This is a genomic window from Bradyrhizobium sp. SEMIA (assembly GCF_014844175.1).
Classification (GTDB): Bacteria; Pseudomonadota; Alphaproteobacteria; order Rhizobiales; family Xanthobacteraceae; genus Bradyrhizobium; species Bradyrhizobium arachidis.
In genome coordinates this window covers 1,888,181-1,910,229 of the sequence record NZ_CP046601.1, presented here as the reverse complement: position 1 = coordinate 1,910,229, position 22,049 = coordinate 1,888,181, and the positions used below count along the sequence as shown (strand labels likewise).

Sequence of the window (22,049 nt, the reverse complement as noted above, 5' to 3'; positions counted from 1 at the left end):
GCCTGCGCCGCTAATCCTCGCTCGAGGCCGCGGAGCGGTTGCGCAAATGAGCCTGCGACAGCAGGAAGAACAATGCGCGCTCACCATGATATTTGGCGGCCGGCCGGGTGCGGTCGAACCCGTCGGCAAATATCTTGCCGGACTGGTCGCACACCTGCCACCGCCAACCGAACCGTTTGCGCCTGGTGAGGATCACTTCGAACATGCCGACGGGCTTGGTCCCCTGCTCCTGCCGGTCCTGCAGGTTCATCAACCTGCGCCGGCCTCCCCCATTGGACGGATGCCCGACATATCACGCAGCAGGATGGAAAGAGAATAAGTTTGATTATCGGAAATACGCATCTTCCACCGGCACTTGCGCTGGCCGTAACGAAGTCGCGACACGTCTGGAATAAGCCTTTGGCAGTGGTGTTTTCTTAACCCCCGAACCGCAGCTTGGTAGCGCTGACAGCAATATTCAGCGCCGAACACAAGCAAGCGGCTACGATCTGCTTCTGCTCACTTGTGCACACAAGCGCAGAAAGGTAACGGGAGATAGAGCATTGATGCGCCAAGTGAGAAATATTGTGCCGGATCCGAAGCCCAACGGCAGATCGCATACGGACCATGCGGCATCGCCGCAAAAGCGCCTCAGCGCGCCACGACTTCGACTTCGCCGTCGACGCCGTTCACGACGTTGAAGCCGCGCTCGTAGACCTTGCCCTCGTTCTTGGCGATGGCGCGGTATTCGCCCTCGGAGAGCACGACGCGGGGGAAGGCGCCGATCGATTCCTTGATGACGTCGCCGCCGGGGGTCAGCACCGACCAGGCGGTGTTGGCGAGCGCCTCGCCGCCCCGGTCGCTGACGAGCTTCAGCGTGATGACGGCGGCGCGGTGGGTGATGGTGACGTCGGTGAGCTTGCCGGCCTGGACGCGGATGTCCGAGCGCACCACCGAATTGGCGTCGCCATAATTGGAGATGATGTAGTAGGTGCCCTCCGGCAGCAGCACGACGTCGCCGGCGGCGACGTTCGGCACCAGCGAGGCGCGCTCGCCGGATTCGAACTGGCTGCCCTTGTAGATCGCGAACGAGATCTGGTTCTGCGGAATGCGGCTGGTGCCGACGCGGCCCTCGATGCGCAGGCCCCCGGCGGGCAGCACGAAGGATTCGCGGTCGGTCTCGGCCTTCAGGCTGACGGTGCGCACCGCGCTGACGAGGCCGAAGGCGACGTGCACGACGTAGTTGCCGGGCGGCAGCACGATGTTAGGCGTGGCGTTGCGATCTTCCTTGATCAGTTTGAAGGTGCCGTTCTCGTCGGGACGGTCGGCAAACACCCGCCAGACCAGGCCGCTGGTGATCGCGGCCGAGTCCTTGCCGTATTTTGCGGTCAGCGACAGCACGCCCTGGCCGGGCACGGCCGCGTTGAGCGGCGCGGCCGGCGGCACGGTTGCGACCGCGGGCGGTGGCATGCTGGGCGTCACCGGCTGGGTCAGGGTCGGCGGCAGGCTCGGGGGGCCGGCGCCCTGTCCGGACGGCGCCAGCTGGATGGCGTTACCGGGGTCGGGGACCGACGCGGGCGGCACCGGGGGCGGACGATCGGAGAAAAGCTGCGCCTGCGCGGCGTTTTGGCTTGAAGTGACGACGAACGCGGCAAGGATCAGCGCCGGCAGCAGCCTGCCGCTGCGCCGCCATCCGATGATGCCGTCACCCCCGCGTGTCATGTCACCTGCTTTTCACCGAAAACGCGGCAAATTCAAGCCTTGGAACGCCTGGGAAATACGGACTTTGGAACCGGGCTGACGCCTGCGTGATTAGACCAAAGGCAGCCGGCCCTCGCCACACTCCTGCCCCCTGCTTCCCGAACGGTATAAACCATGCTTGGCCCTCGTTCTGGCGGAGCGGATATACGGCGCCTACTCTGGTTGTGGGGGCTGGCCCGGGTAGGAGAGTTTCGGTGCTTGAGATCTTGAAGGGCCGCGGCGCGAACGGCTCCAATGGCGAGAAGGTCGGCCTCGGTAGCATCCGCCGGCCAGTTGTCGGCCTTGCTCTCGGCGGCGGCGCGGCGCGCGGCTTTGCCCATATCGGAATCCTGAGAACCCTTATCGCCAACGGCATCGTGCCTGATGTCGTGGTCGGCACCTCGATCGGCGCCGTCGTCGGCGGTGCCTATGCGGCCGGCCAGCTCGACACGCTGGAAGATTGGGGGCGCAGCCTGCAAGGGGTGCGCACCATCCTCGGCTATCTCGACATCCGCCTCAACGGCTCCGGCCTGATCGGCGGCGAGAAGCTGGCGACCCGGCTCGAGGAGGCGATCGGCCAGACCCTGATCGAGGACCTGCCGATCAAGTTCGCGACCGTCGCGACCGAGGTCCGAACCGGCCACGAGATCTGGCTGACGCGCGGCCGCGTGGTCGATGCGATGCGCGCCTCCTATGCGCTACCCGGCATCTTCTCGCCCGTGCTGATCGGCGACCGCTGGCTGGTCGACGGCGCGCTGGTCAATCCGGTGCCGGTCTCGGCCGCCCGCGCGCTCGGCGCCGAAATCGTCATCGCTGCAAATCTTTCCAGCGACATCTTCACCCATTCCACGACGATCTATGCGCACGGCGCGATGCCGGAGCCGATCGCGCCCGTTGCCGAGGAGCCGGCCGCCAAGCGGCGCTTCCCGCGCTTCTTCTCGCCCGAGAAGACCATGAAGCGGGAGTTCTTCGGCGGCCGGCGGACGGGCCGGGCATCTCCTCGGTGATGGTTGACGCCTTCAACATCATGCAAGACCGCATCACCCGCGCGCGCCTCGCCGGCGATCCGCCGGACATGCTGATCACGCCGCGGGTCGGTCAGTTCGGCTGGTTCGACTTCCATCGCGCCGAAGATCTGATCGCGCACGGCACGCGCGCCACCGAGCGCGCGCTGGAGTCGATCCAGGAGGCGATCGAGGTGCTGGCGCCGGCGCCCGCGGGCAACGCACCCAAAGCGGGCGAGTAAGGCGCGACGCGGCCAAATCCTCATCGCGCTTCATCTTGTTGTTGAGCATGATCTTTCCGGAAGACCGCGACGCGCTTTGCGCCAACGCGGTCCTTCGAGTCCAGATCAGGCCGTCTTGATGTAGTCGCGCAGGGCTTCCTGCTCGTTCTCGTATTCCTGGACGCGCCGCTTGACGATGTCGCCGATCGAGATCAGGCCGACCACCTTGCCGTTGTCGATCACGGGCAGATGGCGGAACTTGCCTGTCGTCATCATCTCCATGAGCTCGGCGACGGTGTCGGTCTCCTTGCAGGTCACGACCTTGCGGGTCATGACCTCCGAGACCGGCGCCTCCAGCACGGCGGCGCCGCGATCGCCGAGCACGCGGACGATGTCGCGTTCCGACAGGATGCCCTCGAGCCGGCTCTGGTTCATCACCAGCACTGCGCCGATCTTCTTCTCGCCGAGCAGCTTGATCGCGGCCGACAGCTTGGCGTCGGGCTCGACGCTCATGATCTGGTGGCCCTTGGTGTTGAGAATGGAACGTACCGTCATTGCTGCCTCCCTGAATCGGAGCCCTCCGCTTTGCGCGGTCCGGACTTGTTCGCGAGTCTTCAACTAACAGTTTTGGCGCGGGTTTCACGCTCGCGCGCTTGTCGAAGCGTTGCCGCTATGGGCTTGTCGCTTCGGAACATTCTTCGCGCAAATGATGGATGAATTCGGGCCGCGCCGCAAGCGCTGCTTCAAATACGGTCTGAAACGTCCTGTGATGACGCATCCGCAGCATCGCTTCGCACGCGCGGCACGGGATCGAACAGCGCGAACAAGAGCAGGCCGGCGAAGAAGCCGCCGATATGCGCCTGCCAGGCGACGCTCGTGGTTTCGGCATCGACGCCGATCGCGCCGACGCCAAAGATGATGTTGACGCCGAACCACACCGCGAGGAAGCCGAGCACCCGCCCGTCGCGCAGCGCGCGCGACAGCGGCAGCGCCGGAACCTTCGCGGCGGTATCGGCGTCCGATCGGCTGAACGACAGGAAGCTGCCGCGGACGAAGGCGAAGCGGATCGCGGCGGCCATCGCGCCGGACACCGAGGCCGAGGCGCCGATCATCGGCGCCACCGCATGCTCATGGGTGACGAGGTGGGCGAGCGCGCCGGCCGCCGCCGTCACCGCCATGAACACGAAGAACCTGACCGCGCCGAAGCGCCGCGCCAGGGCGCTGCCAAACGGCAGCAGCCAGAGCACGTTGAAGCCGAGATGGGTCAAATTGGCGTGCAGCAGCGAATAGGTGACGAAGGTCCAGACCTTGGCGCCGGCGCCGCCCGGAATTTGCAGGTTCAGCAGCGAGGCATCGTAGCGCTTGGGGATGAAGCCGAAGACATCGATGGTCCAGTTCTCAAGCTCCGGCGGCAGCAGCACCCGCAGATGGATCACCGCGAGCAGAACGATATAGGCGGTCAGCGCCACCGGCAGCGTCAGGATCGGCTCACGCGAAGCTTCCCCAGCGGCGTCCGGTACGGCCGGCTGAGAGTCTTGCGGAGAATTTGGCGGGGAATCCAAGGCAGCTTCGCTTTCGGGCGCGATCGGAGCGTTACGCTTGGAGATAGTCGCCTTTGCCGGCCTTGCGCAAGTGCACAAAAGGAAAAGGCAGGGCCCTGGGAAAGCCCTGCCTGTCCGTGTCGACCTTCCGATACCGGGGGAATGAAGGTGTATCCCCACCCCTCCCCGGCCCGTGGCCAAACTGTTTGACGCCTGTGTACAGGCCTCGCCGAGAACCTGGATGAAAGCGGCGAGGCTTGCGACCGCGATCACCATAGCAGGCGAGCAGGCGGCGCAAAGTGCATAGTTAACTTAACGTTAACGCCGCAAAGGCCGGCTGAAGAGCGGCGAAAACGCCGCTCCGGCATGGACGCTGCAAATCCCCTCCTGCACAACAACGAAAGGGATCGCGGGTGCACTGAAGCGGGACAGGACTGTCCCGCGAGGTGGCGCCCCGGGGTAAGCGTTCAGTCATGAAACATCCGTCGAGCCGCGCATTCTTCGCGTATTGGGACAAGAAGCGCGGCGCTGCGCGGGCCCCTGACCGGGCCGACATCGATCCGGCCGCCGTCCGCGGTCTGCTCGGCGACATCTTCGTGCTGTCCTGCGAGCCCAAGCTCGGCTTCCCCTTCCGCGTCGCCGGCACGCGGGTCTGCGCGCTGGCGGGAGCGGACCTCAAGGACGCGAGCTTTTCGGCGCTGTTTGGCGAGGCCAGCCGCGGCGAGATCGAGGAGATCACGACCGTCGTCGCCGACGAGACGCTGGGCGCGATCGCCGGCGTCACCGCCGCGCGCGAGGACGGCAGCAAGGCCCATCTCGAGCTCTTGCTGCTGCCGTTCAACGCCCGTCCGCACACGCCGGTGAGCGTCACCGGCGTGCTCGCGCCGTTCGACGACGAATGCGGCGCGCTCGGCCCCTTCACCCTCACCTCCTGGCGCTATCTGCACCAGCCCGAGAAATTGCTGCCGCGCGCCATCCGCAAATTGCAGATCGCCCGCGGGCTGATGGTGTATGAGGGGCTGCGCTAGGAGCAGCCTTCGCGTCTGACGCGTAGCTTCGCACAGTCCGCGGCCGATCCTGGAAAGTCTGATCGCGCAGGCGCGACCGCGAGCTTGCCAATCCATCACGGGAACCTTAGCTTTGAGGATGCGTTTGGCCATTGCCGTGGCAAGCAACAACGCGGCTCGGTTGGTGAAGATGCGTCTGCCGGGCCTCCGTCGAGGGACGATTCCCGTGATGGAGCACGCGACCAGAGTTGGTAATCGATTGTTAGCTGCGCTACCGCCGGCCGATTTCGCTTTGCTTGCCCCTCATTTGCGAAAAGTGCCACTCGAGCACGACCAGGTCCTGGTGCGATCAGGCGACAAGATCGAGCATCTCTGGTTTCCCTGCAGCGGCGCGATCGCCCTCATCATGGAGCTGCCGAACGGACAGACGGCAGCAACCGCCGTGATCGGCAACGACGGCGGCATCGGGATCATGACCGCGTTCGGCCCGACCCGATCACCCATGACCGCAATCGTCCGCGTTGCCGGGACGGCGCTGCAGATCTCGCCCGCGCGATTTCACGTCGCGCTCGAACGCAGTCCCGCCATCGCAAGTTCGGTACAGCTTCTCACCAGGGCGATGCTGACGCAGGTCCAGCACGTCGCGGCCTGCAATGCGTTGCATTCCGTCGAAGCGCGCCTCGCCCGCTGGCTGCTGCACATCCACGACCGGACGGATGGTGGTGACATCCTGCCCCTGACACAGGAGACGCTGTCGGAATTGCTCGGCGTCCGGCGCACCACGGTCACGCATGTGGTGAGCGCGTTGCGCACATCACGGGCAATCAAATCCAACCGGCGCGGCCAGCTCGAGATCGACAGGCGCCGGCTCGAGGTCATCGCCTGTGAGTGCTACAAGGTGATGAGCCGCAGGATCGATCGGATCGTCTTGCAGGATGCGCCAAGGGTCCTTCACGCCGCGCCGGCGCGGATTGGCTGCCTCCCCCCAGACCCGCCCTTCGCCGAGACCGACTCGTAGACCCAAGCCTCTCTGGCGAACCATTCGTGCGTCGCGGCGCATATCCGGCAATAGGTGCGCGAAAAAAACACCGCACTGCACCGAAACCTTTCACGATCCATCTCGATGCCCGTCGGAATGGCATCTCCCGTTTCCGGGCACTTGATCATCACCATACCCATCCTGATTTCCTCCAGCTTGGCATCACCTCGGCAATGAGGGGGCCGCAATCGGCTGGACGGCGTCTCTTCTTGCGAAGACGCTCGTCCAGCCGATCCGCGCGGCCAACCGCTTCGATTCAAGCAGCCCTACGCAGGACCCGGTTGAAGCTCTGCTTGATCGGCTCGGCCGTTTCGGTCGCGACCTTCTGGGCGAGGTCCCAGAGTTCGCGGTTCTGTGCCGACGTTGCTTCCAAGGTCTTGCGGCTGTGGGCCGTGGAGAGGTTTACGAGATCGGCAAACGACCTCGCATCGACGAGCTGGGAAATGAAATCCAGCGTGGAGCTAGTATTGATATGGGAAATTTCGATCAGCTTGATGCCGTAGTCGGAGGCTCGCTTGGCGTTGGTCGAACAGGCATCGCAGACGGCTGCGGTGATCTCCTCCGACGTCGCCCTCATCTTGGCAAAGTTGGCCTGGGCCCGCGTGGCGCCCTGATCGGCGAGACCGCCGAAGATCGTCTGCATGTTGAAGAAGGGTACGTCGAACCGGAGCTTTGCGCTTCCGTTGGCCCCCACGTCTTGCGGCGCGGCATTCGTTTCGACTTTCACATTGGCATCATTCACGGGCTTTCATCCTTTCAAGCGAAACTAGATAATGGATTGAAGACTCCCCGATGGGGTCGCGGTGCATGCCGCACCGGGACACCAGTACTCCGATTTTCAATGCGGTGGATTGCTGCGGATAACCGCCCCCGCCCCCCTTTACGAAGCCAACTATGCCAGACGAAAGTCGCAGGTTCGGTTCGCTTTCAGACTCTCCGCGTGAATTTATTCACTTCGTGCGACGAAGACGGCGCAGACCGCGTCCTGCATCTTTGAAGTTGTTGCGATCGCATGCGCCAACTTGAGATTAGCGCAGCAATTCCCGTCATGAAGTAAACGATCGCGCTTGCGGCATGACCTTTTTTGCCGGATTTGCGTCATTCCCGATGCCGTCGCCAGCCGATAGCTTCCGCGCCGTATGAGGCAACCGCGATCGGGTGAAATCATGATCTGGCGCATTCTGGCATGGAGCGCCCTCGGAGGCCTGGCGGCGCTCGCGGCGATCGGCGGAACCTGGTTGCTGCTGCTGCCCGGCGCGCCGGCACGGGGAGCCGCACCCGCCATATCGAGCGAGGAGTCCGAGGCGACGCTCGCCGCATTGAAACCGCCGAAGCGAAGGCGTCCCCTCATCGCCATCATCGGCATCAACGACAAGAGCGAGACGACCGATTATCTGATGCCCTACGGCATCCTCGCGCGCGCCGATGTCGCCGACGTCGTGACGCTGGCAACGCAGCCGGGTCCCGTGACCCTCTATCCCGCGCTGAAGGTGCAGCCGCACGCGACCATCGCCGCGTTCGACGCCGCCCATCCCGACGGCGCCGACTATGTCATCGTGCCGGCAATGACGCCGGAAGACGACGCGGCCGCCTTGCAGTGGATCCGGAGCCAGGCCGGCAAGGGCGCAACTGTCATCGCCGTCTGCGTCGGCGCCATGGTCGTTGCCAATACCGGGCTGCTCGACGGCAAGCGAGCCACGACGCACTGGTATTCCGTGGGCGATCTGAAGAAGCATTCCGCGATCCGCTATGCGGCCGACCGCAGGCTCGTGGTCGACCGCGGCGTCGCGACGACGACCGGCATCACGGCATCCATGCCGATGGCGCTCACCCTGATCGAGGCCATCGCCGGCCGCGCCAGGGCCGAAGCGGTCGCCAGCGAGATCGGTCTTGCGGCATGGGATGCACGCCACCGCAGTGACGCGTTCCAGTTCACGCGTCCTTTCGCGCTGACGGCGATCGCAAACACGCTCGCATTCTGGCGCCGAGAGCAGCTCGGGATCGCGCTGACACCAGGCATCGACGAGGTGTCGCTCGCGTTGATCGCCGATGCGTGGTCGCGGACCTATCGCTCCCGCGCCCTCACCTTCGCCGCCGCGGAGCAGGCGCAGACGAGCCGCAGCGGCCCCCGACAGGATCGCGGCCGACTGGCCGGCGGCGCAGACCCCGCCGGCCGCAACCGGATTGCCGCCGGTGCAGGCGCTGGACCACGCGTTGCGCGCCATCGACGCGCGCTACGGGCCGCGTACAGCCGATTTCGTGGCGATGCAGCTCGAATATCCGAGATAACCGGGCCGCACGCGGCCCGGCGCTCTCGCAAAAAGCGACGCAGCGCGCGATTGGTCAGGGCATCGCCAGATGCCAGGCACCGTTCAGAAAGCCGTCGCCGGTGACGTCGCCGGGCTTTGTGTCCTTGGCGAAGGTGTAGAGCGGCTTGCCCTTGTAGGCCCACTGCTTCGAGCCGTCGTCGCGCGTGATGATAGTATAGCCGTTGCCGGCAGCATCGCTGGCCTCGGCCTTCAGCACCGGCCAGTTGGTCGCACAGGGACCATTGCAGGCCGACTTGCCGTCCATATCCTTGTCGAAGGTGTAGAGCGTCATGCCCTTGGCGTCGGTGAGCACGGTGCCCTTGTCGGTCTTGCCGGTCTTGGTCGGCGGCGCAGCGAAGGCCGCGGGGATGATTGCGAGCGAAGCTGCGAGCGCGAGCGCGAAGCGGATCGATGGTGTCGTCATGATGTCTCCTGTCATGCAATTGGCTTGCATGAGTAGGACGCCACGCGACGCCACCTATTCCTGAGAGCGCTGCAAGGATATTTTTCGCTGCGCGCATCGTCGCGGAGGAATAAATTGGGATGATCGAGATGGAACGACGGACCGAGATGAGCAAGCCGCATTGGCGTCCCGCACGTGCATCGGATCTGCCCGCGATCAGCACGATCGCAGCGCGCATCCATCCTGATCTGCCCGAACGCCCCGAGGTGCTCGCCGAGAAGATGCGGCTCTATCCCGACGGCTGCCGCGTGCTGATCGCCGGCGATGCGATCGTCGGCTACGGACTCGCGCATCCCTGGACGCAGCACCACATTCCGCCGCTTGACGGCTTCCTGCAAACATTGCCTGACGGTGCGGACTGTCTCTACGTGCACGATGTCGCCGTGCTGCCCGACTTTCGCGGCGGCGCTGCGCGCGACTACGTCACGACGATCGAAGCGCTGGCACGCGCCTCAGGCCTCACGACGCTCGCGCTGGTCTCGGTCTATGCCACGCGTCCGCTATGGGAACGGCTCGGCTTTCACCCCGTCGCCGCAGATGAGCAATTGCGCATCAAGCTCACATCCTACGGCGAAGCCGCGACCTACATGCTGCGCGACCTCGCTGCGACGTAACGCCTCTCCCCTCCGGCCCGGCTCACGCGGGCGTGAAGCGCCTCGCTCGAACCGGCTTCGATCAGCTCCCGTCGAAAGGCTGTGCGGACCGTTCCGGTCTCGCCGAACCGAGACTGGAGAATGTCCATGAAACTCACATTGTCGAAAGTTGCTTTGATTGCTTTCGCTGCAACGGCCGCATTCAGCGCGACCAGCGCCAACGCCGCGCAGTACCGGACTTATGGCTGCGATACCGCCTTCTTCGAAGGCTGCACGGGCTTCGTTGAAGCGCCGCAGCAGGGCGGACGCCGCGTGGTTCGCATCACCAACGACATCTCCCCCATCTACATGCGGCAGACCGATCCGCGTTACAACACCTCGCTGCGTGATGCCGGCGGCGGAGGTGGTGGCGGCGGGGGTGGTGGCGGTGGCGGCGGCGGCCGTTGAGCTCTCACCAACTTTTCAGATGATGTCGCCGGCACGATCCGGCGGCATCATTCACGCCGAACGGTGTCCGATCAGCCGCGGCGCTTCTTCCTCGCCTTCTTGCCCGGCGCGCCCTTCATGGGCCACGGCGTGACTGACGGCTCTGCGTGCCCCGGCTTGTTCTTGTGCTTCTTTTTCTTTCCGAACGAAGGCGCAGCGTCGAATTGCGGCCCGCGCTCGCCGAGCGCTTTGCCGCGCGGCTTGAACTCACGTGCATCGCGCGGGCGATCGCCTTGACGTTCGCGGTGATCACCGTCCTCCCTCTCTCGCCGCGGCGCGTGTGATCGCTCCTCCGACGGCGCCTGCCGCGCCGGCGCATCCGCCATCGGCTCGATGCGGATGCTGTCCTCCTTGTCCGGACGCTTGATCTTCGCGGCGAAGGCGTCCGCGACCCGCTCGGAGATCTCGAACTCGGTGGTGGTGTCCATGATCTTGATCGCGCCGATGTCGCGCTTGTCGATGCCGCCGCGGCGGCAGATCATCGGCAGCAGCCAGCGCGCCTCTGCATTCTTGCGCCGCCCGATCGCGGCACGGAACCAGACGCTGGCCTCCGCCATGCCGTGCTTCGACGACGATTTGCCGGACTTCGATCGCGGCTTGGCGCGATCCTCGCCGCCTTCAAATCTGTCGCGCCCGCGATCCGGCCGGCCTGTTCGCTCGCCGGGATCGATGATGTCCTCGGGCGACGGCAGCCGCGCGCGATAGAGCCGCGCCAGTGCAGCTGCGATATCCTCAGCCGACCGCTCGGCGAGCAGCGCCTGAGCCAGCGCGAGATCGTCGGCGGTTGTCTCCTCGGTGAACAGCACGTCCTTCATGCGCTCGTGATCGAGCTTGCGGATCTCCTCCGCCTGCGGCGCGGTGCCCCAGGCTGCATCGATGCCGGAGAGATTGAGCAGCAGCTCGGCGCGCCGCCGCCGTGCCGGCGGCACCAAGAGCACGCTGGTCCCCTTGCGCCCGGCGCGCCCGGTGCGGCCCGAGCGATGCTGCATGACCTCGGCGTCGTTGGGCAGGTCGGCATGGATGACGAGGTCGAGGCTCGGCAAGTCGATGCCGCGGGCGGCAACGTCGGTCGCCACGCAGACGCGCGCGCGTCCGTCCCGCAGCGACTGCAGTGCCAGCGTGCGCTCGTTCTGCGTCAGTTCGCCCGACAGCGCGACCACGGCGAAGCCGCGCTCCAGCAGCGCCGCCTGCAAGTGCCTCACGGCATCGCGCGTGCTGCAAAACACCAGCGCGCTCGGCGCCTCGAAGAAACGCAGAACGTTGACGACCGCGTGCTCGACATCGCCGGGCGCGATCCGGATCGCGCGGTAATCGATGTCGGCGTGGCCGCCTTCGTCGCCGGCGACCTCGATCCGAAAGGCGTCGCGCTGATATTGCCGCGCCAGCGCAACGATGCCGCGCGGAAAGGTCGCCGAGAACAGCAGCGTCCGGCGCGTCTCCGGCGTGGTTTCGAGGATGAACTCCATGTCCTCGCGAAAGCCGAGATTGAGCATCTCGTCGGCCTCGTCGAGCACGACCGCGGCGAGTTCGGAGATGTCGAGGCGGCCGCGGCGCAAATGATCGCAGAGACGGCCGGGCGTGCCGACCACGATGTGCGCGCCGGCGGCGAGCTCGCGCTGCTCACGCCGCGGATCCATGCCGCCGACGCAGGAGACGACGCGTCCGCCGGCATGACCGTAGAGCCAGGCCAGCTCGCGCTGGACCTGAAGCGCGAGCTCACGGGTCGGCGCCACGATCAGCGCGAGCGGTGCGGCCGCGGGTGCGAACTGCTCGGCGTCATCGAGGAGATTTTTGGCGATCGCCAATCCATAGGCGACCGTCTTGCCGGAGCCGGTCTGGGCCGAGACCAGAAGGTCGCGGCCGGTGGCTTCGTGGGCGAGCACCGCGAGCTGGACGGGGGTCAGTGAATCATAGTTCCGCTCGGCCAAAGCTCGGGCGAGCGGCGGGGTCAGGGCCGGAAGAGACACGAGATAGGAAACCTTGGTTGATTCAGGCGCGGAATGGTGAGCCGGCGGACCTGAGCTGGCGTGCGCGGCAATCGGCCCGGCCGCACGCTGGCGATGTGATTGAGGGCTCTTTACGCCAAGCGCAGGGAAATCACCATGCCTGTGATGCATGGCTTTTCGACAAGAGCCGCGCCTGAAGGTTGCAGCGGACTTTCGCGGCCACCTCGATTAACCTGAAGCCAACCGGCTCCCAAGGGAACGACCGCGTGACGCCTTCCATCAAACGCGCCTGCGGCGATTGCACGCTTTGCTGCAAGGTGATGGCCATCGAGGCGCTGGCTAAACCGGCGGGAAGCTGGTGCCGGCACTGCAAGCCCGGCCAGGGCTGCGCGATCTACGCCGAACACCCGGCCGAATGCGCGAGCTTCAGCTGCCTCTGGCTCGTCAACGACCTCCTCGACGAGCGCTGGAAGCCGAGCCGGTCAAAATTGGTCCTGACCACGTCCGAGGACGGCATCGAAGTCCGCTGCGACCCCGGCTCTCCGAACGCCTGGCGCAGGGAGCCCTACGCGAGCGAGATCCGCGCCTGGGCGGTAGAAGGCGAGCGCAACGACATGACGGTGGTCGTGATCGCCGGCCAGCGCGTGATCCTCGTCACGCCGGAGCGCGAGTTCGATCTCGGCAGCGTCGGGCCGGATGATCGCATCGTGCGCGAGCTGGAGGGCACGAAGGTCGTGGGCGTGACGGTGAGCAGCGCGGCAGCGAGTGGGCACGGTTCGGCCGAGAGCGAACCGTCGGCTCGGCGCATTGCGTTAGGCTCCGGACACGATCGAGGTGACCCGCAGGCCTGGAACAGTTGGCTTGCACTCGAGCAGGCAAAACAGGTGACCAAATAATGTCCGACAACAAGACAGCAGAGGCCATTTTGGCCGACCTCAATCGCAACTACGTCCGCGCCGTTGACGAGGCCGACGTCGCCTGGTTCGACGCCAATCTCGCGTCGGACTTTCGCAACACCAATCCGGACGGCACGCTGATCGACCGGTCGACATTCCTGGTGCAGATCGGCCGCGGCTCGACGGTGCGCGACATTCGCGAGCACGACGTGATCATCCGTGTTCTTGGAGACTTCGCCATCATTCACGCTCGCACCAGCTATCGTAAGCCTGACGGCAGCGAAGGAGCCGGCCGGTACACGGATGATTGGCAATTCCGGGACGGACGTTGGCAGTGCGTCTCCGCTCACGTGTCGCGCGCATAGGCAAGACGGCCGCAGGCGCCCGGCCTCACGTTCGGGCTGGAGCGGACACGCCGGCGGCCGGCCTTGCCACATCCGCCATTCGATCCCAAATCGTACCGCACGAAAGCCGGGATGATCGCGATCAGCCGTGGCTAATTAGTGAATGTCCTATCAGCCGATGCTAGATAAGTCCGGTGACCTGGCGCAGTTGAATTCAGGCAACACGGCATGGGGAGCACGACGATGCGATTGGCAGTCATTTCCGATATCCACGGCAATCTTGCTGCGTTGGAAGCGGTGCTGGCCGACATCAAGGCGCGCGGTGTCGATCGTACGGTCAACCTCGGCGATTGCGTCACCAGCCCGTTGTGGCCAAGGGAAACTTTCGAAGCGCTCCAGTCGCTATCGGTGCCGACCGTGCGCGGAAACCATGATCGCTGGATCGAGGAGTTTCCAGACAACAAGCTCTCGCCGGCAGGTCTGTTTGCGCGCAACGCATTGACTGCGGAGCAGCGTCGCGCACTCCACAGCCTCCCCTCCCGAATATGGCTGGATGACGGGATCCTGGCCTGCCACGGCACGCCCAACGACGACATGACCTGCCTGTTGGAAGAAGCACTCGAGGACGGCCGTTTCGTGCCGGCACGTCGCGACGTGCTAACCGCGCGCCTTTCGAGCGAGCCAACGGCGCGCGTGGTCCTTTGCGGTCACAGCCACCGCCAGGCGGCCGTTCAAGGGCCGGGCGACTGTCTGGTTCTTAATCCCGGGAGTGTTGGTTGCCCCGTGTTCGCGGACATTCCCTTTGCCGCAAACCTGGAACACCGCTCGCCCCACGCCCGTTACGCGATCCTCACGAAGCGAACAAGAGGCTGGCAAGTCGAACTGCTAGCCCTGGAATACGACTGGGAAGCCGCCTCCGCACAGGCGCTTGCCAACGGCCGTCCGGACTGGGCGCAAGCCATGTTGACCGGACATGTCAAATAGCCGGCCTTGCCGCACCGTCCATTCGATCTCAAATCTTGTCTCATGAGAGAGCAACAGGGAAACATGGCTGACAGCATATCGCTTGCCGACAAGCTCGCGACCTTCGAGGATTTCTGGTCGCCGCGCACGGTCACGACCTTCAACGGTTGCGACGTGATGGTGGTGAAGGTGAAGGGCGAGTTCACCTGGCACAAGCACGACGACACCGACGATTTCTTTCTCGTCCTGAAAGGCCAGCTGGACATCGAATTGCGCGATCGCACCGTGACGCTCGGACCGGGCGAGCTCTACGTCGTGCCCAAAGGTGTCGAGCATCGCCCGGTGGCGCGCGAGGAGGTTCACCTGATGCTGATCGAGCCGACCGGCACGCCGAACACGGGCGACAAGGCAACCGCCGCAGCACGCAAGCTCGCCTAAAGCACCGTCCGTCGCCGCCTCAATCCTTGGAGGTCACCAGTCTGTTGAAGCTGCCGACCAGCCTTGCCCGTGCCCGCACGACATAGTCTTTTGCCGCGCGGCTCAAGGCGCGGACCATGCGCCAGGCCTCGGTCGCCTGCAGCCACGCCCGCATCTCGGCGAACTTGCCATACGCCCAGGCGAACGCCGGAATCCGCATCAGCTTGTCACGGGTGAGATGGAACAGGCGCTCGACCAGCACGAGCTTGAGCAGCTCGCCGATGATGAACGTCACAGCGCCGCTCACGATCTGGCCGGTTGCCGCGAGGTAAGCTGCCACCGGCTTGATCGGTTCCAGGATGATCACCGGCACGGAAAACAAGGCCAGCGACGGGTAAGGGGGCAACGATTTGATCCACTCCCGCAGCCGCCTGAATTCGAAATGACGCCCGATCCAGCGCGCGATCGGCCTCGCCACGGCGATGAAGACCGCATCCACCAGGAAGTAGATGGCGGCCAGGATGTAAGTGACGGGTTTCAGGATTCGCTTCACTGGACCTCTCCCGCGAAGTGAAAGCCGGAACTTGGGCCTAAGTTTCACAGCTGCGCGGATAAGTCGCGGATATTGCATGGAACTTTCTGGGCATCCGCTTCCGCTCAGATCTCCGCATAGACCTCCAACAGATTACCATCGGGATCGCGGAAGAACAGCGTGCGATGGCCGAACGACTGATCCGTCGGCGGCGACAAAAGCGTCACGCCCTGGCGCACGAGCTCGTCGGCGCATTGATCGACCTCGGCCGCGGACACCTTGAAGGCCAGTTGCAGCGAGGCAGTCCCCGCCGGCACCGGCGCATCGGCCGCGGTCCGGCTCGATCGTGCCAGAGCCAGTGTGTTGCTGCCGAGGCCGTATTCGATCCAGTTCGGCGAGAGCTCGCGCAGCAGGGACAAGGCCAGGACACCCTCGTAGAAGCGCCGCATCGCCGCCATGTCGCGCACGAAGATGACGGTGTAGTCGATCGCGCGGATGGCACGGAAGGGCGAGCTGGCGGGTGGAGTGGGTTCGGCTGTCATCTCGTTCTTCATTCGAAACTCTGACTTGTAGCTCGCATGAAGCTAACGGGTCGGCGCAAAGCACCGCCCGATGACAGGCTCCGCGGAATGCGGGACCGGCGCCCCGGAATACGCTGCGCTCGATCCGGGCTACAGATCCTATTCCACCAGCTCCGGCCACGGCACGATGGTCGACTTCACCGTCTTCATCGCCATCGCGTCCCTCACCGCCTGTGCGACGCCGTCTTCCGTGAATGGATAGATCGTCTGCATCTTCAGCCAGGGATATTTGCCCGCCGTGCGATAGAGCATGTCGACGCCGAGCGGCAGATCGTTGCCGGTAAAGCCCCAGGATCCCAGCACGTTGAGGTCCTTGGTGCAGATCCGGTGCCAGGACGTATCGATCGAGCCGGCATCGGTGAACTGGCCCATCTCGACATAGGTGCCGCCGTCGCGCAGCATCTCGATGCCTTCGGGGCCGGCGGTCGGATGGCCCGAGCAATCCATCACGAGATCGGCGCCGAAGCCGCCGACAATCTCGCGCACACGCGCGATGCGCGCCTCGGGCGATTTGATCTCCTCGATGTTCACCGTCGCCTCGGCGCCGAACTCGCGCGCGAGCTTGAGCCGCGGCTCCTCCGGCGCACCGACGCAGATCACGCGCCCTGCCCCCATCTCCTTGGCGGCCGCGACCGCCAGAATGCCGATCGGGCCCGAGCCCTGGATCACCACCGTGTCGCCCCAGGAAAAGCCGCCGGCACGGGTCGCGCGGTTGAAGGCGCGGATGCAGGAGGTGAGCGGCTCGGACAGCGCGCCGAGCCGCAGCGACATGTCGTCGGGCAGCTTGTAGATCTTGGTGCCCGGCAGCATGTCGAGATCGACATAGACATACTCCGCCCAGCCGCCCCACATGTGCGGCGCCTTGTCGAAGCCGAGATAGCGGCCGTAATAGACCGGTGTCAGGCACTTGTTGGCCGTCTGCGGGTAGTGAATGCAGTAGTAGCAGCGTCCGCACGGCATCAGCGGCGGGATCATCACCTTTGATCCGACCTTGAGCGGCTTGCTCATGAAGTCCTCGGTGAACTCGTCGCCGCATTCGACGATGATTCCGCCGAGCTCGTGGCCGAGCGTGAACGGCCAGGGCAGCGGCTTCGGCCAATGCCCTTTCAGGATATGCAGATCGGTGCCGCAGACGCCGCAGGCGCCGACCTTGATCAGCGCGGCCTTGCGGCCGACTTGCGGCCACGGCACTGTTTTGATGACGGGCTCGCTGCCGGGGCCTGCGTGGGTGCAGACGCGGATCTGGTCCATGGCGGTTTCCTTGCTGCCCGCTTGTTATGATTGATGGTGCGGGTCTGTGATCAGCCTATGACAGCCGTGCGATCTTGGAAATACGCGAACGCGTGCCTCAAAGCGCCCGAGCAGGTCGTGCTCCGCTCAATTTGTGCGTGGAGGCGCGCTCTCAAGACGTTCGACGGTCATGCCCTGCTCGCTCAGGAGCCAGACCGCAGGGCTTGCACTTTCACCGAACATGGTGGTCAGCACATCCAATCCGCTCGTTTCTCGTTTCAGGCCGCGGACCTGGGCACGATGCACCACGCGTCGAAATGCGACCGTCGGCGTCGTATCGCGCCCATCCTTGATCATCACCCAAGTGCTCAATTTGTCGTCGACATAGGCGGTTGTGGTTCGCCTCAGGGCTTCGAGATCGACGTCGTTGGCCTTCATCACCCCCAAGGCATCCGGATCGTCCAGCAGCGCCAGCAGGAGGTGTTCCAGCGTCGCGAACTCGTGCTTTCGCGCAGTGGCGTAAGTGATAGCCCTGTCCAGAGTCTGCTCAAGCTCGCGCGTAAATCCCGAAGGCCATTTGATGCTTGCGCGCGGCGGCTGCACCGACGCTGGCTCGGACGCTGACGATCCGCGTCGAATGGCGGCAGCAAGCGTGTTCCAATCAGCCAAGCCGAACAGCTCGGCAGTTAGTTCAAGGCTTTCGGCAACCGAAATCTTGAGGCCTTTGGAGACGAGAGAGGCGCGCAGCGTTTGCGCCATGGCTTTGGCATCGCGGAAGTCGCGCATGGCTTACTCCTTTGCTTGAACAATTCGGAAAAGCCAGTGCTTGCGTTGCTGGCCCGTTGTTCAACAAAGGGGCCAAGACGATGCGTGCGATACGTTCACCGTCCCCGAAGGGTGCAAGCGGCAGGTCGTATCTACCGGAGAGAAAGGTGCGCGCCGAACGAAAGGTGTCAATAGTGACAGCATGAGCAACCGCAAATAGGCATGCGAAGCTATTGATCTCGTAGTCCGCATGGAGCAACGCGGAATGCGGGGCCGGCTCCGCAGGATTGCGCTACGCTCCATCCGGGCTACGGTCTCCACCGAGATAGGCGTTGACACGCCTCAGTTGTGTCCGCAGGCTGTTTGTGCCGGAGCGCGGCCTGCTTCGGCTGGGATCAGACCATGGACGTGCGACCGGGCTCCGAACGCATCTTCGTCACACCGGACACTGATCCGCTGGACGGACACGTGCAATGGGCGCCGGCAAAGTCGCTGTGGCTCGCGGGCATGACGGCCGCCGCAATCGTCCTCGGACCGGTTTGTTTCTCGGCGTCGGCGTTCGTGCTCTTCCTCGCGACCAGCGCCGTCACGCTGTGCTGTGGACATTCCGTCGGCATGCATCGCAAGCTGATCCATGCAAACTTCGACTGTCCGTTCTGGCTCGAACGCCTTCTCGTCTATCTCGGCACGCTTGTCGGCATGGCCGGTCCTTATGGCATGATCCGCCTGCACGATTTCCGCGACTGGGCGCAACGCCAGGCGGCGTGCCACGACTATTCCTGCCACCGCGCCGGCTTCTGGCGCGATGCGTGGTGGCAATTGCACTGCCGGCTGGTCTTGCGCCATCCCCCTCGCTTCAGGCTGGAGCCGCGACTGGCCAATGACCGCTTCTACGCCTTCGTCGAGCGCACCTGGATGTTGCAGCAATTGCCATGGGCCGCGCTGTTCTTCGCGATCGGCGGGATGGACTGGCTGGTGTGGGGCATTTGCGTGCGGGTCAGCGTCTGCGTGACCGGGCACTGGCTGGTCGGCCATTTCTCCCACACCAGGGGCGAGCAGGTCTGGATCATCGATGGCGTCGGCGCGCAGGGCTACAATGTCCGCCTCGCGGCGCTGATCCGCATGGGCGAGAACTGGCACAACAACCATCACGCCTATCCCGGCTCGGCGAAGATGGGACTGTTGCCGGGACAGATCGATCCGGGCTGGTGGCTGATCCGACTGCTCGAAGCTATCGGATTGGTCTGGAACGTCCGGACGCCGCACAATCTCCCGGAGCGGCCCGGCCTGCGGCGGCTGGCGGGCGCGACGTTGCGCGACGGGGTCGCCGATGCTGCGTGACTATCAGGCAACGGATGCCGAAGCGATCGTGCGCGTCGCGCTCGCCGCATTCGCGGAATTCGAGCCGCACTTTTCCGACTGGCCGCTGTTTAACGCCAATGTCGCGAAGATGCCGGGGCTTGCCCAGACCGGCGAGATCATCGTCGCCGAAGATGACGGACGCATCGTCGGTGCCGTCGCCTACATCGGGCCGAAAGCGAAGAAGCCTGCGTTCTTCGATCCGGCGTGGCCGGTCATCCGCATGCTGGTGGTCGATCCCGCCGCGCGCGGCAAGGGCGTCGGCCGCCAACTGACGGAAGAGTGCCTGCGCCGCGCCGAGCGCGACCAGGCTCAGGTCATCGCCCTGCACACGACGCCGATCATGACCGTCGCGCTGCCGATGTATCTGCGCATGGGATTTGTGAAGACCGGCGAGGCACCGGATATTCTGGGCGTGCCCTATGCAGTCTATGTCAAGACGCTGGCGTAAGATGATGTCGGGATCGATTCTTTGACAGTCGGTTGAATGACAAGCTGGACTAGCAGAACCTGCGCAGCAAATGGCATCGACATCCATTATCTGCGAACCGGCGGCAACAAGCCCGCCCTGATTGCGCTGCATGGACTGACCGGAAGCGGCGCCTGCTGGACGCTACTGGCCCGCGCGCTCCAGGATCGCTACGACCTCATCATGCCGGACGCGCGGGGCCACGGCGCGTCGAGCGCTCCGCGACTCGGATATCTGTACCACGACCTCGCAGACGACGTCATTGGGCTCATCGCGATGCTCGGGCTCGAAGCACCGGTGCTGCTCGGCCATTCCATGGGCGGCATGACGGCGGCTGTCGTTGCGAGCAGAATGGGCGCGGCCATTCGCGGCGTCGTCCTTGCCGACCCAACCTTCCTCAGCGCCGAGCGCCAGCGCGAAGTCTACGAAAGCGACGTTGCCGAGCAGCATCGGCGGCTGCTCGGTCGGGACAAGGATGAGGTGCTGGCCGAAGCACGGCAGCGGCAACCGCACCGGTCGGGCGAATTGCTCGAGCTGATCATCGACGCGCGGCTACGGACCGAGACGCGTGCCTTCGAGGTTCTCACGCCGCCGAATCCGGACTATCGCGAGTTGGTCCAAGCGATTGCGGCCCCGAGCCTGCTTGTCGTCGGAGACAATGGCGTTGTCTCCGTCGAGACGGCGCGGGAGCTGCAGGAGCTCAATCCACGCCTTCGCCATGAGGTGATCGCGAACGCAGGCCACGGGCTGCCGTATGACAGGCCGGTTGAGTTTGCGGCGGTGGTCAGGTCGTTTCTGGAGACGGTGGATGTCCCACACACCCAATTGTCTTGAGCGGCCGCCAGCGAACGTGTAAGGCCCGAGCAGTCCCATCCTGGTGATCGCTTGAACCCCCTGCCCCAAAATCCCGTCGCTGCGTCCGGATCGTTCGCGGCGATGAGGTCCGTGCCGTACCGGCTCCAGTTCATCGCCTACGTGCTGGCGATGATGGCCGACAATATCGAGCATGTGATCAGCTATTGGGTGGTGTTCCAGAAATTCCACTCGCCAACGCTGGGCGGCTTTGCGGTGCTCTCGCACTGGCTGCCGTTCCTGCTGTTCTCGGTCGCGGTCGGCGGGCTCGCCGACCGGTTCGATCCGCGCCGCATCATCCAGTGCGGCATGCTGCTGTTCATCGCGGCCTCCGCCGGCTGGGGCTTCTTCTTCATCACCGACACGATCCAGATGTGGCACGCGATGCTGCTGCTGGTGATCCACGGCTGCGCCGGAGTCCTTTGGCAAACACCGAACCAGCTGTTGCTCTACGACCTCGTCGGCCCCGCCGACCTGCCGAGCGCGGTGCGGCTGAACGCGATGGCGCGCTATCTCGGCATCCTGGTCGGGCCCGCCGTCGGCGGCATCATCATGCTGACGCTCGGCACCTCGCACGGCATCATCTTCAACACGCTGTTCTACCTGCCGATGCTGCTGTGGCTGTTCTGGGCGCCGGTCCGCGACAGCAGCGTGGCGGTGCGACGCTTCGCCGTGCGCGGCTTCGCCGACATCCTGCTCACCATCCGCGCCATCGGCACCCAGCCGGTGCTGACGGCGATGACATGGCTTGCCGGCCTCACCTCCTTCATGATCGGCAACGCCTATCACGCCCAGATGCCCGGCTTTGCCGGCGATCTCGGTCATGGCGATCCCGGCGTCTCCTACAGCGTGCTGCTCGCCGCCGATGCCGCCGGCGCGCTGCTCGCCGGCATCGCGCTGGAATCCTGGGGACGCCTCAAGGGCACACCGCGCACGGCGATCACGCTCGCGATGCTCTGGAGCGTTGCACTGCTCGGCTTCGCCGCGGTGCGGATCTATCCGCTCGCGATCGTGCTGCTGTTCTTTGCCGGCTTCTTCGAATTGTCGTTCAACACCATGGCGCAGGCACTGGTGCAGCTGAACGCGCCGCACGACATCCGCGGCCGCGTCGTCGGCCTCTACAATATGGCTGGGCTCGGCATGCGGGCCTTCAGCGGCATCACCGTCGGCGTATTCGGCGCTGCGATCGGCATTCACTGGTCGCTCGGCCTCTCGGCCGCCGTGCTGCTGGCATTACTGTGCCTGCTCTACGGGCGCGCGACGAGGAAGCCAGCCGGTTGACTCCAGCCTCTCCCGACCGCACCCTCGGCTGA

At 64.9% G+C, this 22,049-nt stretch carries 23 protein-coding genes and 2 pseudogenes; 14 read left to right on the top strand and 11 right to left on the bottom strand.

The window, feature by feature from the left end; genetic code table 11:
• Window positions 1–10: 10 nt before the first annotated feature.
• Window positions 11–250 carry a hypothetical protein gene (locus FOM02_RS09200; protein ID WP_231164077.1) on the bottom strand — a complete coding sequence of 80 codons (240 nt, stop codon included), beginning with the start codon at window positions 248–250 and terminating at the stop codon, window positions 11–13.
• 380 nt (window positions 251–630) lie between these two features.
• Window positions 631–1,701, bottom strand: a complete 1,071-nt coding sequence (locus FOM02_RS09195; protein ID WP_092213680.1) for a hypothetical protein — start codon at window positions 1,699–1,701, stop codon at window positions 631–633.
• A 233-nt stretch (window positions 1,702–1,934) separates the two neighbouring features.
• Here FOM02_RS09195 and FOM02_RS09190 point away from each other — a divergent pair.
• Window positions 1,935–2,965, top strand: a pseudogene (locus tag FOM02_RS09190) (patatin-like phospholipase family protein).
• A gap of 105 nt (window positions 2,966–3,070) precedes the next feature.
• Here the strand turns inward: FOM02_RS09190 and FOM02_RS09185 are convergent.
• Together FOM02_RS09185 and FOM02_RS09180 are read right to left on the bottom strand one after the other, a co-directional pair.
• A complete protein-coding gene (locus FOM02_RS09185) occupies window positions 3,071–3,499 on the bottom strand; it encodes a CBS domain-containing protein (RefSeq protein WP_027560055.1) in 429 nt (142 codons plus the stop codon).
• Window positions 3,500–3,687: 188 nt separating this feature from the next.
• The gene (locus tag FOM02_RS09180; RefSeq protein ID WP_265441670.1) at window positions 3,688–4,506 is read right to left on the bottom strand and encodes a rhomboid family intramembrane serine protease; all 819 of its coding nucleotides are present in this window, start codon (window positions 4,504–4,506) and stop codon (window positions 3,688–3,690) included.
• Between the two features lie 452 nt (window positions 4,507–4,958).
• Between FOM02_RS09180 and FOM02_RS09175 the strand changes: the two genes are divergently transcribed.
• Entirely contained in the window at window positions 4,959–5,513 is a 555-nt protein-coding gene (locus FOM02_RS09175) for a PAS domain-containing protein (protein WP_027560057.1), read from the top strand.
• A 169-nt stretch (window positions 5,514–5,682) separates the two neighbouring features.
• Window positions 5,683–6,510, top strand: coding sequence for a Crp/Fnr family transcriptional regulator (locus FOM02_RS09170; protein WP_027560058.1), 828 nt, complete (start codon window positions 5,683–5,685; stop codon window positions 6,508–6,510).
• A gap of 277 nt (window positions 6,511–6,787) precedes the next feature.
• Here the strand turns inward: FOM02_RS09170 and FOM02_RS09160 are convergent, their stop codons facing one another.
• On the bottom strand, window positions 6,788–7,273 hold the full coding sequence (locus FOM02_RS09160) for a phasin (RefSeq protein ID WP_027560059.1): 486 nt from the start codon (window positions 7,271–7,273) through the stop codon (window positions 6,788–6,790).
• A gap of 424 nt (window positions 7,274–7,697) precedes the next feature.
• On the opposite strand from FOM02_RS09160, the pseudogene FOM02_RS09155 reads away from it, so the two are divergent.
• Window positions 7,698–8,820 (top strand): annotated as a pseudogene (locus tag FOM02_RS09155) (DJ-1/PfpI family protein).
• Window positions 8,821–8,874: 54 nt separating this feature from the next.
• On the opposite strand, the gene FOM02_RS09150 reads toward FOM02_RS09155, so the two are convergent.
• Window positions 8,875–9,264, bottom strand: a complete 390-nt coding sequence (locus FOM02_RS09150; RefSeq protein ID WP_092213670.1) for a hypothetical protein — start codon at window positions 9,262–9,264, stop codon at window positions 8,875–8,877.
• 146 nt (window positions 9,265–9,410) lie between these two features.
• On the opposite strand from FOM02_RS09150, the gene FOM02_RS09145 reads away from it, so the two are divergent.
• Window positions 9,411–9,917, top strand: a complete 507-nt coding sequence (locus FOM02_RS09145; protein WP_092213828.1) for a GNAT family N-acetyltransferase — start codon at window positions 9,411–9,413, stop codon at window positions 9,915–9,917.
• 126 nt (window positions 9,918–10,043) lie between these two features.
• Window positions 10,044–10,343 (top strand): hypothetical protein, encoded by a 300-nt coding sequence (locus FOM02_RS09140; protein ID WP_027560063.1) that lies wholly within the window; start codon window positions 10,044–10,046, stop codon window positions 10,341–10,343.
• Between the two features lie 71 nt (window positions 10,344–10,414).
• Here FOM02_RS09140 and FOM02_RS09135 read toward each other — a convergent pair whose 3' ends face one another.
• The gene (locus tag FOM02_RS09135) at window positions 10,415–12,349 is read right to left on the bottom strand and encodes a DEAD/DEAH box helicase (RefSeq protein ID WP_092213668.1); all 1,935 of its coding nucleotides are present in this window, start codon (window positions 12,347–12,349) and stop codon (window positions 10,415–10,417) included.
• Window positions 12,350–12,528: 179 nt separating this feature from the next.
• Here FOM02_RS09135 and FOM02_RS09130 point away from each other — a divergent pair, with 179 nt between their 5' ends.
• The 4 genes from FOM02_RS09130 (at window position 12,529) to FOM02_RS09115 (ending at window position 14,969) form a co-directional block, all read left to right on the top strand.
• Window positions 12,529–13,224, top strand: a complete 696-nt coding sequence (locus FOM02_RS09130; RefSeq protein WP_265441669.1) for a hypothetical protein — start codon at window positions 12,529–12,531, stop codon at window positions 13,222–13,224.
• Window positions 13,224–13,589 (top strand): nuclear transport factor 2 family protein, encoded by a 366-nt coding sequence (locus FOM02_RS09125; RefSeq protein ID WP_027560065.1) that lies wholly within the window; start codon window positions 13,224–13,226, stop codon window positions 13,587–13,589. Before FOM02_RS09130 ends, FOM02_RS09125 begins: the two co-directional genes overlap by 1 nt.
• 222 nt (window positions 13,590–13,811) lie before the next feature.
• Window positions 13,812–14,552, top strand: coding sequence for a metallophosphoesterase family protein (locus FOM02_RS09120; RefSeq protein ID WP_027560066.1), 741 nt, complete (start codon window positions 13,812–13,814; stop codon window positions 14,550–14,552).
• Window positions 14,553–14,615: 63 nt separating this feature from the next.
• A complete protein-coding gene (locus FOM02_RS09115) occupies window positions 14,616–14,969 on the top strand; it encodes a cupin domain-containing protein (protein ID WP_265441668.1) in 354 nt (117 codons plus the stop codon).
• 19 nt (window positions 14,970–14,988) lie between these two features.
• Here FOM02_RS09115 and FOM02_RS09110 read toward each other — a convergent pair whose 3' ends face one another.
• The 4 genes from FOM02_RS09110 to FOM02_RS09095 form a co-directional block, all read right to left on the bottom strand.
• Window positions 14,989–15,501 carry a hypothetical protein gene (locus FOM02_RS09110; protein ID WP_235545426.1) on the bottom strand — a complete coding sequence of 171 codons (513 nt, stop codon included), beginning with the start codon at window positions 15,499–15,501 and terminating at the stop codon, window positions 14,989–14,991.
• Window positions 15,502–15,605: 104 nt separating this feature from the next.
• Window positions 15,606–16,022, bottom strand: coding sequence for a VOC family protein (locus tag FOM02_RS09105; protein WP_265441667.1), 417 nt, complete (start codon window positions 16,020–16,022; stop codon window positions 15,606–15,608).
• A 138-nt stretch (window positions 16,023–16,160) separates the two neighbouring features.
• On the bottom strand, window positions 16,161–17,312 hold the full coding sequence (locus FOM02_RS09100) for a zinc-binding dehydrogenase (protein WP_265441666.1): 1,152 nt from the start codon (window positions 17,310–17,312) through the stop codon (window positions 16,161–16,163).
• A gap of 126 nt (window positions 17,313–17,438) precedes the next feature.
• Complete coding sequence (locus tag FOM02_RS09095; protein WP_265441665.1) at window positions 17,439–18,077, bottom strand: glyoxalase superfamily protein; 639 nt, start codon at window positions 18,075–18,077, stop codon at window positions 17,439–17,441.
• 381 nt (window positions 18,078–18,458) lie between these two features.
• Between FOM02_RS09095 and FOM02_RS09090 the strand changes: the two genes are divergently transcribed.
• The 4 genes from FOM02_RS09090 to FOM02_RS09075 are packed head-to-tail and all read left to right on the top strand — an operon-like array spanning window position 18,459 to window position 22,017.
• Window positions 18,459–19,397: an acyl-CoA desaturase gene (locus tag FOM02_RS09090; protein WP_265441664.1), complete on the top strand. Its 939-nt coding sequence runs from the start codon at window positions 18,459–18,461 to the stop codon at window positions 19,395–19,397.
• Window positions 19,387–19,866, top strand: a complete 480-nt coding sequence (locus FOM02_RS09085; protein WP_027560072.1) for a GNAT family N-acetyltransferase — start codon at window positions 19,387–19,389, stop codon at window positions 19,864–19,866. The genes FOM02_RS09090 and FOM02_RS09085 overlap by 11 nt, the downstream gene beginning before the upstream one ends.
• Window positions 19,867–19,902: 36 nt before the next feature.
• Window positions 19,903–20,718 carry an alpha/beta fold hydrolase gene (locus FOM02_RS09080; protein ID WP_265441663.1) on the top strand — a complete coding sequence of 272 codons (816 nt, stop codon included), beginning with the start codon at window positions 19,903–19,905 and terminating at the stop codon, window positions 20,716–20,718.
• Between the two features lie 51 nt (window positions 20,719–20,769).
• Window positions 20,770–22,017 (top strand): MFS transporter, encoded by a 1,248-nt coding sequence (locus FOM02_RS09075; protein WP_027560073.1) that lies wholly within the window; start codon window positions 20,770–20,772, stop codon window positions 22,015–22,017.
• The last annotated feature ends 32 nt before the right edge of the window (window positions 22,018–22,049 follow it).